A 13,338-nucleotide genomic window follows, 5' to 3' on the forward strand; every position below is an offset into this window, starting at 1 on the left:
GCAAAAAAGCGGCTTGTCCCGCCCCGCATCTGATCCTAGCTAAGGTCCCATGACAGACTTTTCTCCCCGCGAAATCGTTTCCGAACTCGACCGTTTCATCGTCGGCCAGGCCGATGCCAAGCGCGCCGTCTCGATCGCGCTGCGCAACCGCTGGCGGCGGCAGCAGCTCGAAGGCTCCTTGCGCGAAGAAGTGCTGCCGAAGAACATCCTGATGATCGGCCCGACCGGCGTCGGCAAGACCGAGATCGCGCGACGGCTCGCCAAGCTCGCCAACGCGCCGTTCCTGAAGGTGGAGGCGACGAAATTCACCGAGGTCGGCTATGTCGGCCGCGACGTCGAGCAGATCGTGCGCGATCTCGTCGAGGTCGCGATCGCCCAGGTCCGCGAGCGCAAGCGCAAAGACGTGCAGGCACGCGCGCAGCTCGCCGCCGAGGAGCGCGTGCTCGACGCGCTGGTCGGCGCCAATTCCAGCGCGGCGACGCGGGACTCCTTCCGCAAGAAGCTGCGCGCGGGCGAGCTCAACGACAAGGAAATCGAGATCGAGACGCAAGGCGGCGGCAGCGGTTTTCCGATGTTCGAGATCCCCGGCATGCCCGGCGCGCAGATGGGCGCGGTCTCGATCGGCGACATCTTCGGCAAGCTCGGCGGCCGCAGCAAGACGCGGCGACTGACGGTGGAGAGCTCGCACGAGATTCTCATCAACGAGGAATCCGACAAGCTGCTCGACAGCGATCAGTTGACGATGGAGGCGATCAGCGCGGTCGAGAACAACGGCATCGTGTTCCTGGACGAGATCGACAAGATCTGCGCCCGCGAAGGCCGCGCCGGCGGCGACGTCTCGCGCGAGGGCGTGCAGCGCGACCTGCTGCCGCTGATCGAGGGCACCACCGTCTCGACCAAGCACGGCGCGGTGAAGACCGACCACATCCTGTTCATTGCCTCAGGCGCCTTCCACGTCGCAAAACCGTCCGACCTTTTGCCGGAACTGCAGGGCCGCCTGCCGATCCGCGTCGAGCTGCAGGCGCTGACCCGCGATGACATGCGCCGCATCCTGACCGAGCCCGAGGCCTCGCTGATCAAGCAATATGTCGCGTTGATGCAGACCGAGGGCGTCACGCTCGACATCACCGACAACGCCATCGACGCGCTCGCCGACGTCGCGGTCGCCGTGAATTCCACCGTCGAGAACATCGGCGCGCGGCGGCTGCAGACCGTGATGGAGCGGGTGCTGGACGAGATCTCCTTCACGGCCCCCGACCGCAGCGGCGAGACCGTCAGGGTCGATGCCGATTTCGTGCAGAAGCACGTCGGCGACCTCGCCAAGAACGCGGATCTGAGCCGGTTCATTTTGTAAATCCGGGCGGCCGCGCTATGGATGCGGCGTGACCGCACGCATCCTGCAAAACCCCTGGCGCATCCTGCTCGCGGTCAACGCGGCGGTCATCGTCGGCGTCTTCGTTCACAAGATCCAGCTGCCGCCTTACGTCCCCTACATCCACCTCCTCGTCGACTACCATTTCGGCTTCATCAAGCGCGCGCTGATCGGGGCGATCGTCGCGCTGTTCACCGACAAGGTGCCGGTATGGCTGGTGTTCGCGCTCGGCGGCGCGACATGGCTGGTGACGCTGGGGCTATACGCAAGACTCTTCCAGACGACGTTCGGCTTCACGACGAAGACATTGCCGCTGTTCGTCTTCATCGCGGGCTCGCCGTTCTTCCTCAAGAATTTCATGCACACGCTCGGCCATTTCGACATCTATGGCTGCGCGCTGGCGATCATCCTGCTGCTGGTGCCGGCGGGATCGCTGCTGTTCGTGGCGCTGGCTGCGCTGTTCTCGATCGCTCTCGTCCTGATCCACCACATCCATCTGCTGATGTATGTGCCGACGATCCTCACCATCGTCGTGATCAGGCACTATCTGACGCGCGGCTGCAATCGCACGAATGTCGCATTCGGCATCATCGCCCTGCTAGCCGTCTCCGCGCTGTTCTTCGCCGCACAGTTTTTGGGAACGATGCCGATCCCGGAGGCGGATTTCGTGGCGTATCTGAAAACCCGGATGGCCGATCCGTCGCGGACCGACCTGCTGCAGTTCGCCTACATCTGGTATCAGCCGCTGGCGAAGGAGATCTCCGACACCTGGGGCCGCCTGCCCCACAACATCCTCGGCGTGCCCGTGTTCGCGCTTTTGATCTGGCTGCACACGCCGCTGTGGCGCTATTTTGTGGATTTGATCGGCGCGCTCGCCAACGACACGCATCGGCGCCTCGTGGTCGCGGCGCTGATCGGCATCAGCCTCGCCTGTCTCGTGATGTTCGCGATGGTGTTCGACTATTCGCGCTGGATCTCGAACTGGGCGGTCTGCATATTCCTGATCCTGCACGCGGTGAAGATGCTGCCCGCCGCTCGCGAGACGCCGCTGATTCCAGTGGGAGATCAGAAGACAAATATCTTCGGCCTGATCGTCACATTGATCCCGCGCGTCGGGATCGTGAGGCCGTTTTAGAAGATCGGCTCCCTCTCCCGCCTGCGGGAGAGGTTGCAGCAAGCCCGCGGTTAATATCTCGCCCGCCTGATCCGCACGTAAAGCGCGCCCTCGCCGCCATGGCCGATACCGGCCTCCTCGAACCCCACGACAAAGGCGCGGAATTCCGGCAGGCTCAGCCATTCCGGCACCTGACGACGCAGCACGCCGCTTTCGCCGCCGCTGCGGCCCTTGCCGGTGATGACGAGCACGAAGGTCAGGCCGTCATCGTGCGCTCGGTGCAGGAAGCCGGTCAGCGCGCGATGGGCGCGCATCTGGGTCATGCCGTGCAGATCGAGCCGCGCCTCGATCTCGCTGCGCCCGCGCGACAACTTGTTGCGCTCGCGCTTGCCGAGCGGCGCCAGGGGTGGCACCGCCGGCTTCGACGCACGCGGTGGCGGCGCAGCGGCAATCGGACGTGGCGACGGCGCAAGCCGCGTGGCGGGCGCTGCGGGAAAAGGCTCGGTGCGCGGCGCGGCCTGTGCCTTGGCGACACGATGCTTCCTCAGCGGCTTGACCTGCTTTGCGACCGTGTCCCACAGCGCGCGCTCTTCCTCGCTCAGCGCGCGACGGCGCGGCGAGGGACGAGGCTCCAGCACAGGCGGACGGGACGATCGCTTCATTGCTGCCGATGGGAACGATTTTTCACCGGCCGCCGCGGCTCGCGAACGGGCTCTAGCACCGGTCGCGGCGCCGGCAGCGGGATCGGGTTGGCGACAGCGACCGTCTCGCTCTTGCTTTGCGCCACGGCTGCCGCCGGCTTGTCCTTCGCAGGATCGGTTTGGGGAAACAGTTTTGCAATTCTCTCCGAAGGCCGCGGGTCTGGCACCGGCAGCCGCGCGGCACGCGCCGTGGGATCGAGGCCCTTCGGCACCAACATCACGAAATGCATGGCATGGCGCAGCCGCCCGGAGACGCGGCCGGCCTCCTGACCCGCGCCGAAATAGAGATCGGCGCGCGCGGGCCCGATGATGGCCGAGCCGGTATCCTGCGCGATCATCAAGCGATGGAACGGCGTCTTCGCGCGTTCGGAATCGATCGGCAGCTCGCCTTCGATGAAAAACGGCGTGCCGTAAACGTGAAGCGATTTGTCCACCGCGATCGAGCGCCCGGCCGTCAGCGGAATGCCCTGCGCACCGACCGCCTCCTCCTTGTCGGACAGATTGACCTCGCGGAAGAAGATGTAGGAGCGGTTCTGGCGCCGCAGCTCCTTGGCGCCGTCCGGGGTCTGCGCCATCCACTCCCTGATCTTCTGCATCGACATCTCTTCCTTCGGAATGATGCCGCGCTCGATCAGGATGCGACCGACCGCCGTATAGGGATAACCGTTATAGGCGTCGTAGTTGAGCCGGACCGAGCCGCCATCGTCGAACTTGATCCGCGCAGAACCCTGGATCTGGGCGAACAGCAGATCGGTCGGGTCCTTCAGCCATGCAATCTCGAGCCCGCGGCCGGCGATCTTGCCGTCCTCGATCTCGGCGCGGTCGTAATAGGGCACGAGCTTGCGGCGGCCGATCTTGCGATAGACCGGGCCCTTGTTGGGCAGGCTGATTGAATCCTGCTTGTAGCCGCGCACGAACAGGTTGGAGGGGCGGCGGTAGACCGGGACGTTGTAGACCTCGCTCTGCGTGCGCGATCCCTCCAGCACCGGCTCGTAATAGCCGGTCACGAAACCGTCGGGCTCGCCGAGGCGAGAGATCCGCAGCGGCGCAAAATTTTCCTCGAAGAAAGTTTTGGCCCTGGCGTCGTCGGTAAGCTCGAGCGACTTGGCGACCCGGCAGGGTTCGCCCAGCGAGGCGCCTAAAGCCTTGGGTTCAGGAGCGCCGGTCTGCGCGCTGATCGGACGGCAGCTTGCGCGAAAGGTCTTGTAGGCCGCGAGATGATTGTCGTCGCCCCAGCCCTTCACATCGGCCCAGGCCAGCGGCAGATATTGCGCGCCGGGAATCTCAAACGGCAGAGGAAGCTGCGGATATGGCAAGGCGCGCGACGGCGCGGCAGGCAATTCCGGGAGATGATGGTGATGGCTGCGATAGTGGCGCCGCGCCGCCTCGGCCCCGAGTGAAAACGACGACAGCGCGACGGCACCTGCGCAAAGCGCCGTCGCGCTGGTCTTCAGGAAAGCCTTAATTCGCGCTTCCGGTGCCAACCAGCTTCCAGTTCGGATCGCGAGAGGTGATGTCGCGGGCGAAAGTCCAGATGTCGGTGATGTCGGCGACCGTGTCGGCGCTGCCGTCGACGATGTTGCCGGCCTTGTCTCGCGTGGCCGAGATCATCTGCGAGACGAAGCGGATCGTGAGCTGGGCGGTGCGGTCGCGCAGTTCGGCGCCGACGAGCTCGGCCTTGTCGATCGAGACAAAGCGCGTCTCGGTCTTCTGCTCGTTCTTCTCGCGTTCCTTGATCGCGGCATCGAAGCTTTCATAGACCTCCGACGACAGCAGGTCGCGCAGCGCGCGGCGATCGCCATTGGCGAAGGCCAATACGATCATCTCATAGGCGCCGCGGGCGCCGGAGATGAAATGGCGCGGATCGAAGGTGGAATCCTTTTCGACGATGGCGTCGAGACCCTGGGCGAGCACGGTGCCCGGCTCGGTCAGGCCCTTCCAGCGGTCGGAGGGCGGGGTCGGCTCGGCCGTCGGCGCCAAGGGGGCCTGGTCGATGACCTTGCCCGGCATGGTGACGACGTTCTTGTCCTGGGCACCCTGGAGCGCGTTGCGGTCGAACGGCGGCCGCTCGTTGCCGGTGCGCTGCCCCAGCACGCTGCGCAGCCTCAAAAAGATGAAGACCGCCAGCGCCAGGAAGATGATGGTGTAGATGTCCACGTCGTATTCGCTTTCTGGTCGTCTGTAGAAGGGGCCGTCTCGAAGGGGTCGTGCCGGGAAAATCGATCCGGCCAGTAGACCGTTCCATACCGGAACGGCAAGTCTACATCACCATTTGGGGTCCGCGCGTCAGGTCCGTGGGATGTAGGCACGAAATCTTGCCCGGCCAATGGCGCCTTTTGGCACAGCACCGAGTGTAGCGCGTTTTATGCTTAAGGGGAAACCCGATCCTGGCCGGAAATCGCGCATCTTCAATCGTTTAAGGTGCCGTTGCGCTGGATCGGCGGGGTGAACGCCACAGTTGTGGTCGTGGCCGGAATTCTCCATCCGGGACCGTTCGTCCTTGTGGAACGAGGTAGCCCTATGTTAGCCAACCGCCGCGAAATTCAGCCCCAATCGGGTAAGGAGACACTCTTATGACCAACGGTAACGGCACCCCTCCCGAGGCGGCCCAGGCTCCCCAGCTCAACGTCCTGGCGCAATATACCAAGGACCTCTCGTTCGAAAATCCGAACGCGCCCAGCTCGCTCCAGCAGCAGAGCCAGCCGCCCCAGATCAACATCCAGATCAATGTCAGCGCCAACAACCTCAGCGAACAGGAGTTCGAGGTAACGCTGTCGGTCGAGGGCAAAGCCGAGACCGCCGGCAAGATCATGTTCTCGTTCGAGCTCGCTTATGCCGGCGTGTTCCGCATCTCCAACGTGCCGAAGGACAATTTGCATCCGCTGGTCATGATCGAATGCCCGCGCCTGCTGTTCCCGTTCGCCCGTGAGATCATCGCCACTGCCGTGCGCGACGGCGGGTTCCCGCCTTTGATGCTCGACCCGGTCGACTTCGTCGGGCTCTATCGTCAGAACATGGAGCGGCAAATGGCCGCTCAGCCGAGCGGCCAGGCTTAACCAGCCGAAGGGGCGGCTGGAGCGGGCAAGAACTCGTTCCAGATCGCCTTGTCGCCGAGCGTTGCGATGAAGGCCCGGTGGGCCTCGCGCTCGGCGTCTGAAATCCGCGGCGTGAGCGGCGCCGGCCGCTGCCGCCGCGGCGCATCGGCAGCTCCATTGGCACGAGTTTCCTCGGATTCTGAAGCCAGCAGCAGCTGCGATTGCCGCGCCCCGACCAGATCCACATAGACTTCCGCAAGCAACTCGGCGTCGAGCAATGCGCCGTGTTTGGTGCGGCGTGAATTGTCGATCGCATAGCGCGAGCAGAGATCGTCGAGCCGGTTCGACACGCCGGGATGCTTGCGCCGTGCCAGCAGCAGCGTATCGACCAGCCGCTCACGCGGGATTCCCGGGCGCTTGATCCGGTCGAGCTCGGCATTGATGAAGCTGATGTCGAACGAGGCATTGTGGATCACCAGCGGCGCGTCGCCGATGAACTCCAGAAAATCGTCGACGACCTCGTGAAACAGCTGCTTCGTCGCCAGAAACTCGGCCGACAGCCCGTGCACCGCAAAGGCTTCCGCCGGCATGTCCCTTTCGGGATTGATGTAGACGTGGAAACTCTGTCCCGTCGGCATGCGATTGAGCATCTCGACGCAGCCGATTTCGACCAGGCGGTCTCCCCGCAGCGGATCGAGGCCGGTGGTTTCGGTGTCGAGAACGATTTCGCGCATGATCCAAGAAGCCGTGTCAGGCGGCGAATCAGGCGCGCCGCTGCGGCATCTTAACGACCTCGGCCAGGATGTGCGCGATTTGGGCGCGCACCGGCTCGAGTCCATGCGACGTATCCACCACGAAATCAGCACGCTTGCGCTTTTCCGCGTCGGGGGTCTGCTTGGCGATGATGGCGTCGAGCTTGGCCTCGTCCATCGTGCCGCGCGCCAGCACCCGCTCGCGCTGCAGTTCCGGAGACGTCGTCACGACGACCACGGCATCGACCCGCGTCTGGCCGCCCGTCTCGAACAGCAGCGGAATGTCCAGCACCACGACCGGCGTGTTGGCGGCTTCTGCGTCGGCGAAGAATTTTTTCCGGGAAGCACCGAGCATCGGATGGACGATCTGCTCGAGCTGCTTGATGGCGGCAGCATCGTGCACCACACGCGCCGACAGTTTTGGCCGATCGACCTTGCCGTTGGCAGTGGTGCCGGGGAAGGCGGCCTCGATCGCGGGTGCAGCCTCGCCCTCATAGAGCTGATGGACGGCGGCATCGGCATCGTAGACAGGGACGCCGGCCTCCGCGAATAGTTTCGCAGTGGTGGATTTGCCCATCCCGATCGAGCCGGTCAGTCCCAGGATCCGCATCAACGCCCAGCCATCTCTGCCATTCACACCGCAACTAGCCGCTCGCGCCGCAGGAATGCAAGCAGCGGCAGCAACGGCAAGCCGAGGATGGTGAAGTGGTCACCCTCGATACGCTCGAACAAATGGATACCCAGACTTTCGAGCTGATAACCGCCGACGCTGGTAGTGACGGCATCGCCGGCGGTGTCGAGATAGGCCGAAAGCTCGGCGTCGGTCATCTGCCGCATGGTGAGGCGGGCGACGGAGACGTCCTCGAAGATGATCTCACCGTCGCGTGCTATCGCCACGGCGGAATTCAGCTCATGGCTATGTCCGGAGAGATCGCGCAGTTGCGCCAGCGCCTCGGCGCGGCCCGCGGGCTTGTTGAAGAGGCGATCGCCAAGCGCCAGCGTTTGATCCGCACCGATGACGGTGCTTCCGGCGTGATGGGCCGAGACTGCCTTGGCCTTTTCGCGCGCCAGCAGCAGGGCTATCTCGCGCGGGTTCGAAAGTCCGGAGGCGGCCTGGATACCGCGCTCGTCGATATCAGCCGTGATCGCCTTGAACTCGAGCCCGGCATTGGCCAGCAGCATCTTTCGCGCGTTGCTCTGCGAGGCCAGGATCAACGAAGATTTGCCGAGCCAGAGACCCATCGCGAAACTATTCAGAAGGCCGGTTACGCTGGCGATCGCTGTAGAGTTTCATGATCGCCGCGGCGGTTTCCTCGATCGAGCGCCGCGTGACGTCGAGCAGTGGCCAATCGTGCTTGGCGCTCAGCTTGCGGGCAAATGCGACCTCCTCGGCAACCGACTGCTTGTCGGTATAGGTGTCGCTGCTGGAATCGGCGCCCATGGAGAGCAGGCGGTTCGTGCGCACCTGGATCAAGCGTTCCGGCGTCGCATGCAAGCTCACCACCAGCGGTCGCGTCAACGTTTCCAGTTGCGACGGCACCGGAATGCCGGGAACCAGCGGCACGTTGGCGGTGCGGATGCCCCGGTTGGCAAGGTAGATCGACGTCGGGGTCTTGGAGGTGCGGGAGACACCGACGAGCACCACATCCGCATCGTCCAGCCCTTCGACATGCTGGCCGTCATCATGGATCATCGTGTAGTTCAACGCGTCGATGCGCTTGAAGTATTCGGCATTGAGCACGTGCTGGGCACCGACCCGGCCGGTCGTGGCGGCTCCGAGATACGCCTCGAACAACTGCATCACCGGCCCAATGATCGACAGGCTCGGAACATTGATCCCCTTGCACTTGTCCTCGAGCCTGGAAACCAGATCCTTCTCGAGCAGCGTGAACAGCACGATTCCCGGTGCTTCCTCGATCTCGTCGAGCACGCGATCGAGCTGTTTCTGGCTGCGCACCAGCGGATAGACGTGCTCGACCGGTGTCACGTTGGCGTACTGGGCGGCAACGGCGCGGGCGACCGTGATCAGCGTCTCACCGGTGGAGTCGGACACGAGGTGCAGATGGAAATAATTGCTCGAGGTCGGCACAAAAGCCCTTTGTATGAAACCGGTTTGGTTTGTGGATTTCTGTGGACCTTAACCGCTCGGAAAGGGATGTGCGACACCGGGGGCGGGACAAGTGCCAATTTTCTTCACACCACTGCCCTTGAGAACAAGTTCGGCGGCCTGCCGAAAGGGAAACGGGATTGTGCCGATAACCCTCTTGATAAGCTGCCGACAGAAACGCGCAAGCCTTTGAAGCTGACCGGCTTATCGAAAGCGGCCAGAGCTATCAGAGGATATGTTGATGGATGTGAACAAGCGCGTGTGAACGGGCGGACGGAAATGTGTGAGTCCAATTCACCGTCACATAGACTCAAACCTTAAGAATCTAAGATTCTTATTGGAGAAGGGCGCTACGGACGGATATGTGTGCAGGTAAGACCTTAACGAGTTCTTACTATCCCCAGCGTTCCCTTCGGCTGGGCGGCAATCCGGACCCCAGACATGTTTGAAGACGTCTATCTCTGGATCAAGGCGTTGCATGTAATCGCCGTCATCTCCTGGATGGCGGGCATGCTCTATTTGCCCCGACTGTTCGTTTATCATTGCGAGGCCGAAATCGGCTCGAAGCAGTCGGAAACGTTCAAGATCATGGAACGGCGGCTGTTCAAGGCGATCATCAACCCCGCCATGATCGTGACCTGGCTCGCTGGGCTCTATCTCGCTTGGGCTGGACACTGGTTCACTTTCGGCTGGCTGCACGTAAAACTGGCACTGGTCCTGGCGATGTCGGCGGTCCACGGCTTTTTTTCGCGCTGGTTGAAGGATTTCGCGGCGGACCGGCGCCCCCGGAGCCAGAAATTCTATCGGATTATCAATGAGGTACCTACTGCCTTGATGATTCTGATCGTCATCATGGTGATCGTGAAGCCGTTCTAGGCAGGGGTCGCGAACAATCGCTCAGTGCTTCTGCTTGCGGAGTGAGAGGCGATTTTCTATATTAGCAATATCCCACCCAACGCAGGCGGATGTGGTCGTGTCTGAGCTTTCCAGAGGCCGGACACCCCATCAGGTTTGAAGCCTCACCGGCGCTCTCCTTGCCAGACCTGCGGACCTTACCTTTTCGCGTCCGCATTTCAGAGCCTCCTCGCACCCCCCTCCCAGGTTACCCCACAGGACCACCCCAATGCGGGAAATCAAACTTCAGGACCTCAAGTCGAAGACGCCGGCCGAGCTCGTCTCGTTCGCGGAAGAGAACGGGGTCGAGAATGCCAGCACCATGCGCAAGCAGGAGCTGCTGTTCGCCATCCTCAAGCAGCTTGCGCTCGCCGAAACCGACATCGTCGGCGAAGGCGTCGTCGAGGTTCTCTCCGACGGCTTCGGCTTCCTCCGCTCGCCCGATGCGAATTATCTGCCGGGCCCGGACGATATCTACGTTTCGCCCTCGCAGATCCGCCGTTTTGGCCTGCGCACCGGCGACACCATCGAAGGCCACATCCGCAGCCCGAAGGAGGGCGAGCGCTATTTCGCACTGCTGAAGGTCAACACGCTCAATTTCGAGGACCCAGAAAAGGCCAAGCACAAGGTCAATTTCGACAACCTCACGCCGCTGTTTCCGAATCAGCGCTTCCGCATGGAAATCGACGATCCGACGCGGAAAGACCTGTCTGCAAGGGTGATCGACATCGTCGCGCCTATCGGCAAGGGCCAGCGCGCTCTGATCGTCGCGCCGCCGCGCACGGGTAAAACCGTGCTGATGCAGAACATCGCGCACTCGATCGCGCATAATCATCCCGAGTGCTATCTGATCGTGCTCCTGATCGACGAACGTCCGGAAGAAGTCACGGACATGCAGCGCTCGGTGAAGGGCGAGGTCGTCTCCTCGACCTTCGACGAGCCGGCGGTGCGCCATGTCCAGGTCGCCGAGATGGTGATCGAGAAGGCCAAGCGTCTGGTCGAGCATGGCCGCGACGTCGTGATCCTGCTCGACTCCATCACGCGCCTCGGCCGCGCCTACAACACCGTGGTCCCGTCATCGGGCAAGGTGCTGACCGGCGGTGTCGATGCCAACGCGCTGCAGCGGCCGAAGAGGTTCTTCGGCGCCGCCCGCAACATCGAAGAGGGCGGCTCGCTGACGATCATCGCGACCGCGCTGGTCGATACCGGCAGCCGCATGGACGAAGTGATCTTCGAAGAGTTCAAGGGCACCGGTAACTCCGAGCTGATCCTCGATCGCAAGGTTTCGGACAAGCGGACCTTCCCGGCGATCGACATTTCGCGCTCCGGCACCCGCAAGGAAGAGCTGATCACCGATCCGGTAGTCCTGAAGAAAATGTACGTGCTCCGCCGCATCCTGAATCCGATGGGAACGATGGACGGAATCGACTTCCTGCTCGACAAACTGCGCTCGACCAAGAGCAATTCCGAGTTCTTCGACTCGATGAACACCTGATTGCAGTGCAGCATGATCAAAGGGCGCCTTCGGGCGCCCTTTTCTTTGTGCGGCTTTGTTGCAGCGGAGCTGCAGCATGGCGCGGCGTTTGTCGTCTGGAGTAGGGGCCGTATAAGCCTTTGATATTATTTATGAATATATGGGCCGAGGGACGCCGCTCATTCCGTTGGAAGTGCTTTTTGCAGCAGACGCTCGCGAGTTTATTGCATCGCACTATAGGTTTTGCTGCGGGAATCGGTGCAGTATAATCGCGCGATTTGTCAGCCGAAACGGATGTTTGCCTTTTCCCTTTCAGCCGGACAAATAGGCCATGCATCCGCGAGACCAGACCATCTTTGCGCTGTCGTCCGGCCGTCCGCCGAGCGCGCTCGCGGTGGTGCGCGTCTCCGGGCCAGGCGCCAGCCTGGTGCTGACGACGCTGGCAGGCAAGCTGCCGGCGCCGAGGCAGGCCAGTCGCCGACTCCTTCATGACGGCGCGGGCCAGCCGATCGACGATTCGGTGGTGCTGTGGTTTCCGGGGCCCGCCAGCGCGACCGGCGAGGACGTCGCCGAATTTCATGTCCATGGCGGCCGCGCGGTGCTGGCCGCACTCTTCGCCGCAATTTCCATAATTCCGAATATGCGCGCCGCCGAGCCCGGCGAATTCACGCGGCGCGCCTTCGAGAACGGCAAGCTCGACCTGACCGAGGCGGAGGGCCTCGACGATCTCATTCACGCCGACACCGACCGCCAGCGCCGCCAGGCGTTGCGGCAGTTGCAGGGTCTCCTCGGCGATCGCGCGCGCGACTGGCGCGAGCGCATCATCGAGGCTTCGGCCTTGATCGAGGCCGGCATCGATTTCTCCGATGAGGGCGATGTGCCCGCCGAGTTGATGGCGCCTGCGGTCAAGGCGATCAGTGCGCTGCATGACGAAATAGCAGAAGTCCTTGCGGCACAGGGACAGGCTGAACGCTTGCGCGACGGCCTGGTAGTAGCGATCGCGGGCGAGCCGAATGTCGGCAAATCGACGCTGATCAACCAGCTCGCGCGCCGCGACGTCGCAATCGTCTCGCCGCATGCCGGCACGACACGCGATGTGATTGAGGTGCAGCTCGATCTCGACGGCTATCCCGTCACGGTGATCGACACCGCCGGCATTCGCGAGACCGACGATCCGGTCGAGCAGGAGGGTGTACGCAGGGCGCGAGCCCGAGCCGAAGATGCCGACCTCGTGTTGTGGCTGGTGGAGGCGGGGCGCGCTGTCGATCCGGCCGCGATACCGTCGCTGGGGAAGTCCGGCAACGCAGGCAGTCGTTCCGGCGGCTCGGTCTGGATCGTGCGCAACAAGATCGATCTCAGCGGGGTCGGGGACGTGGGGCCCCGAGATGAGTTCGGAATCGCAGCGAGCCGGGGCGACGGCATTCCCGAACTGGTCGATGCGCTCGTGAAATTCGCCGCCGAGTTTTTCGGAACGATCGAGGGGGCGTTGGTGACCCGGGCCCGGCAGCGGGATCTGCTGCGCCGGGCATCGGACAGCTTGCGTCGGAGTCTGGAGCTTGTAGAACACGGCGAGGAGCTTGCCGCCGAGGAGCTGCGGGCTGCCGCCTATGCCTTGGGCCGTCTGCTGGGTCGGGTGGATGTCGAGGACGTCCTAGGGGCCATTTTCCAGAAATTCTGTGTTGGAAAGTAGCGCTAGTTCTTCATTGTAGAACTAGCCTTTGTTCCACTTCTTCCGTTTCACGTGAAACAGGGCAGGTCGTTCCCAGATGTTTCACGTGAAACGTCTCCATCACCCAATTTCTCCGGCCTGAAACGTAGCAGCTAAGGAGCGGGTGAGCGGAGAGATCCGGATCAATCCTCTCGCGCTGATAGGGGTATGCCGCTGCCAT

13 protein-coding genes are annotated in these 13,338 nt (G+C 62.9%); 6 read left to right on the forward strand and 7 right to left on the reverse strand.

The window, feature by feature from the left end; all coding sequences use genetic code 11:
- Positions 1-49 precede the first annotated feature (49 nt).
- Complete coding sequence (hslU, locus tag BRA471DRAFT_RS01140) at positions 50-1,354, forward strand: ATP-dependent protease ATPase subunit HslU (protein WP_007598430.1); 1,305 nt, start codon at positions 50-52, stop codon at positions 1,352-1,354.
- Positions 1,355-1,382: 28 nt separating this feature from the next.
- Positions 1,383-2,507, forward strand: a complete 1,125-nt coding sequence (locus BRA471DRAFT_RS01145; RefSeq protein ID WP_007604064.1) for a hypothetical protein — start codon at positions 1,383-1,385, stop codon at positions 2,505-2,507.
- 50 nt (positions 2,508-2,557) lie between these two features.
- On the opposite strand, the gene BRA471DRAFT_RS01150 is transcribed toward BRA471DRAFT_RS01145, so the two are convergent.
- Genes BRA471DRAFT_RS01150 through BRA471DRAFT_RS01160 form a run of 3 tightly spaced genes read right to left on the reverse strand, consistent with a single transcriptional unit; the run spans position 2,558 to position 5,344 of the window.
- Positions 2,558-3,148 carry a Smr/MutS family protein gene (locus BRA471DRAFT_RS01150; RefSeq protein WP_007604065.1) on the reverse strand — a complete coding sequence of 197 codons (591 nt, stop codon included), beginning with the start codon at positions 3,146-3,148 and terminating at the stop codon, positions 2,558-2,560.
- Positions 3,145-4,671, reverse strand: coding sequence for a murein transglycosylase A (locus BRA471DRAFT_RS01155; protein ID WP_007604066.1), 1,527 nt, complete (start codon positions 4,669-4,671; stop codon positions 3,145-3,147). The genes BRA471DRAFT_RS01150 and BRA471DRAFT_RS01155 overlap by 4 nt, the downstream gene beginning before the upstream one ends.
- The gene (locus BRA471DRAFT_RS01160; protein ID WP_007604067.1) at positions 4,649-5,344 is read right to left on the reverse strand and encodes a Tim44/TimA family putative adaptor protein; all 696 of its coding nucleotides are present in this window, start codon (positions 5,342-5,344) and stop codon (positions 4,649-4,651) included. Before BRA471DRAFT_RS01160 ends, BRA471DRAFT_RS01155 begins: the two co-directional genes overlap by 23 nt.
- Before the next feature lie 416 nt (positions 5,345-5,760).
- Here BRA471DRAFT_RS01160 and secB point away from each other — a divergent pair, with 416 nt between their 5' ends.
- Positions 5,761-6,243, forward strand: a complete 483-nt coding sequence (secB, locus tag BRA471DRAFT_RS01165; RefSeq protein ID WP_007598595.1) for a protein-export chaperone SecB — start codon at positions 5,761-5,763, stop codon at positions 6,241-6,243.
- Here the strand turns inward: secB and dnaQ are convergent.
- Genes dnaQ through BRA471DRAFT_RS01185 form a run of 4 tightly spaced genes read right to left on the reverse strand, consistent with a single transcriptional unit; the run spans position 6,240 to position 9,063 of the window.
- On the reverse strand, positions 6,240-6,956 hold the full coding sequence (gene dnaQ, locus BRA471DRAFT_RS01170) for a DNA polymerase III subunit epsilon (RefSeq protein ID WP_007604068.1): 717 nt from the start codon (positions 6,954-6,956) through the stop codon (positions 6,240-6,242). The genes secB and dnaQ overlap by 4 nt on opposite strands.
- Positions 6,957-6,984: 28 nt before the next feature.
- Entirely contained in the window at positions 6,985-7,584 is a 600-nt protein-coding gene (gene coaE / locus BRA471DRAFT_RS01175; protein ID WP_007604069.1) for a dephospho-CoA kinase, read from the reverse strand.
- 23 nt (positions 7,585-7,607) lie between these two features.
- Positions 7,608-8,216, reverse strand: a complete 609-nt coding sequence (locus tag BRA471DRAFT_RS01180; protein ID WP_007604070.1) for a nucleoside triphosphate pyrophosphatase — start codon at positions 8,214-8,216, stop codon at positions 7,608-7,610.
- 7 nt (positions 8,217-8,223) lie between these two features.
- A complete protein-coding gene (locus BRA471DRAFT_RS01185) occupies positions 8,224-9,063 on the reverse strand; it encodes a pyruvate, water dikinase regulatory protein (protein WP_007604071.1) in 840 nt (279 codons plus the stop codon).
- A gap of 459 nt (positions 9,064-9,522) precedes the next feature.
- On the opposite strand from BRA471DRAFT_RS01185, the gene hemJ reads away from it, so the two are divergent.
- The 3 genes from hemJ to mnmE all read left to right on the forward strand — a co-directional run bounded on the left by hemJ (position 9,523) and on the right by mnmE (position 13,139).
- Positions 9,523-9,957, forward strand: a complete 435-nt coding sequence (gene hemJ, locus BRA471DRAFT_RS01190) for a protoporphyrinogen oxidase HemJ (protein WP_007604072.1) — start codon at positions 9,523-9,525, stop codon at positions 9,955-9,957.
- A gap of 247 nt (positions 9,958-10,204) precedes the next feature.
- Positions 10,205-11,470 carry a transcription termination factor Rho gene (gene rho / locus BRA471DRAFT_RS01195; protein WP_007598612.1) on the forward strand — a complete coding sequence of 422 codons (1,266 nt, stop codon included), beginning with the start codon at positions 10,205-10,207 and terminating at the stop codon, positions 11,468-11,470.
- A gap of 310 nt (positions 11,471-11,780) precedes the next feature.
- Positions 11,781-13,139, forward strand: a complete 1,359-nt coding sequence (mnmE, locus tag BRA471DRAFT_RS01200; RefSeq protein WP_007604073.1) for a tRNA uridine-5-carboxymethylaminomethyl(34) synthesis GTPase MnmE — start codon at positions 11,781-11,783, stop codon at positions 13,137-13,139.
- Positions 13,140-13,338: the final 199 nt, after the last annotated feature.

The sequence above is a fragment of the Bradyrhizobium sp. WSM471 genome, assembly GCF_000244915.1.
In the GTDB taxonomy this organism is placed as follows: Bacteria; Pseudomonadota; Alphaproteobacteria; order Rhizobiales; family Xanthobacteraceae; genus Bradyrhizobium.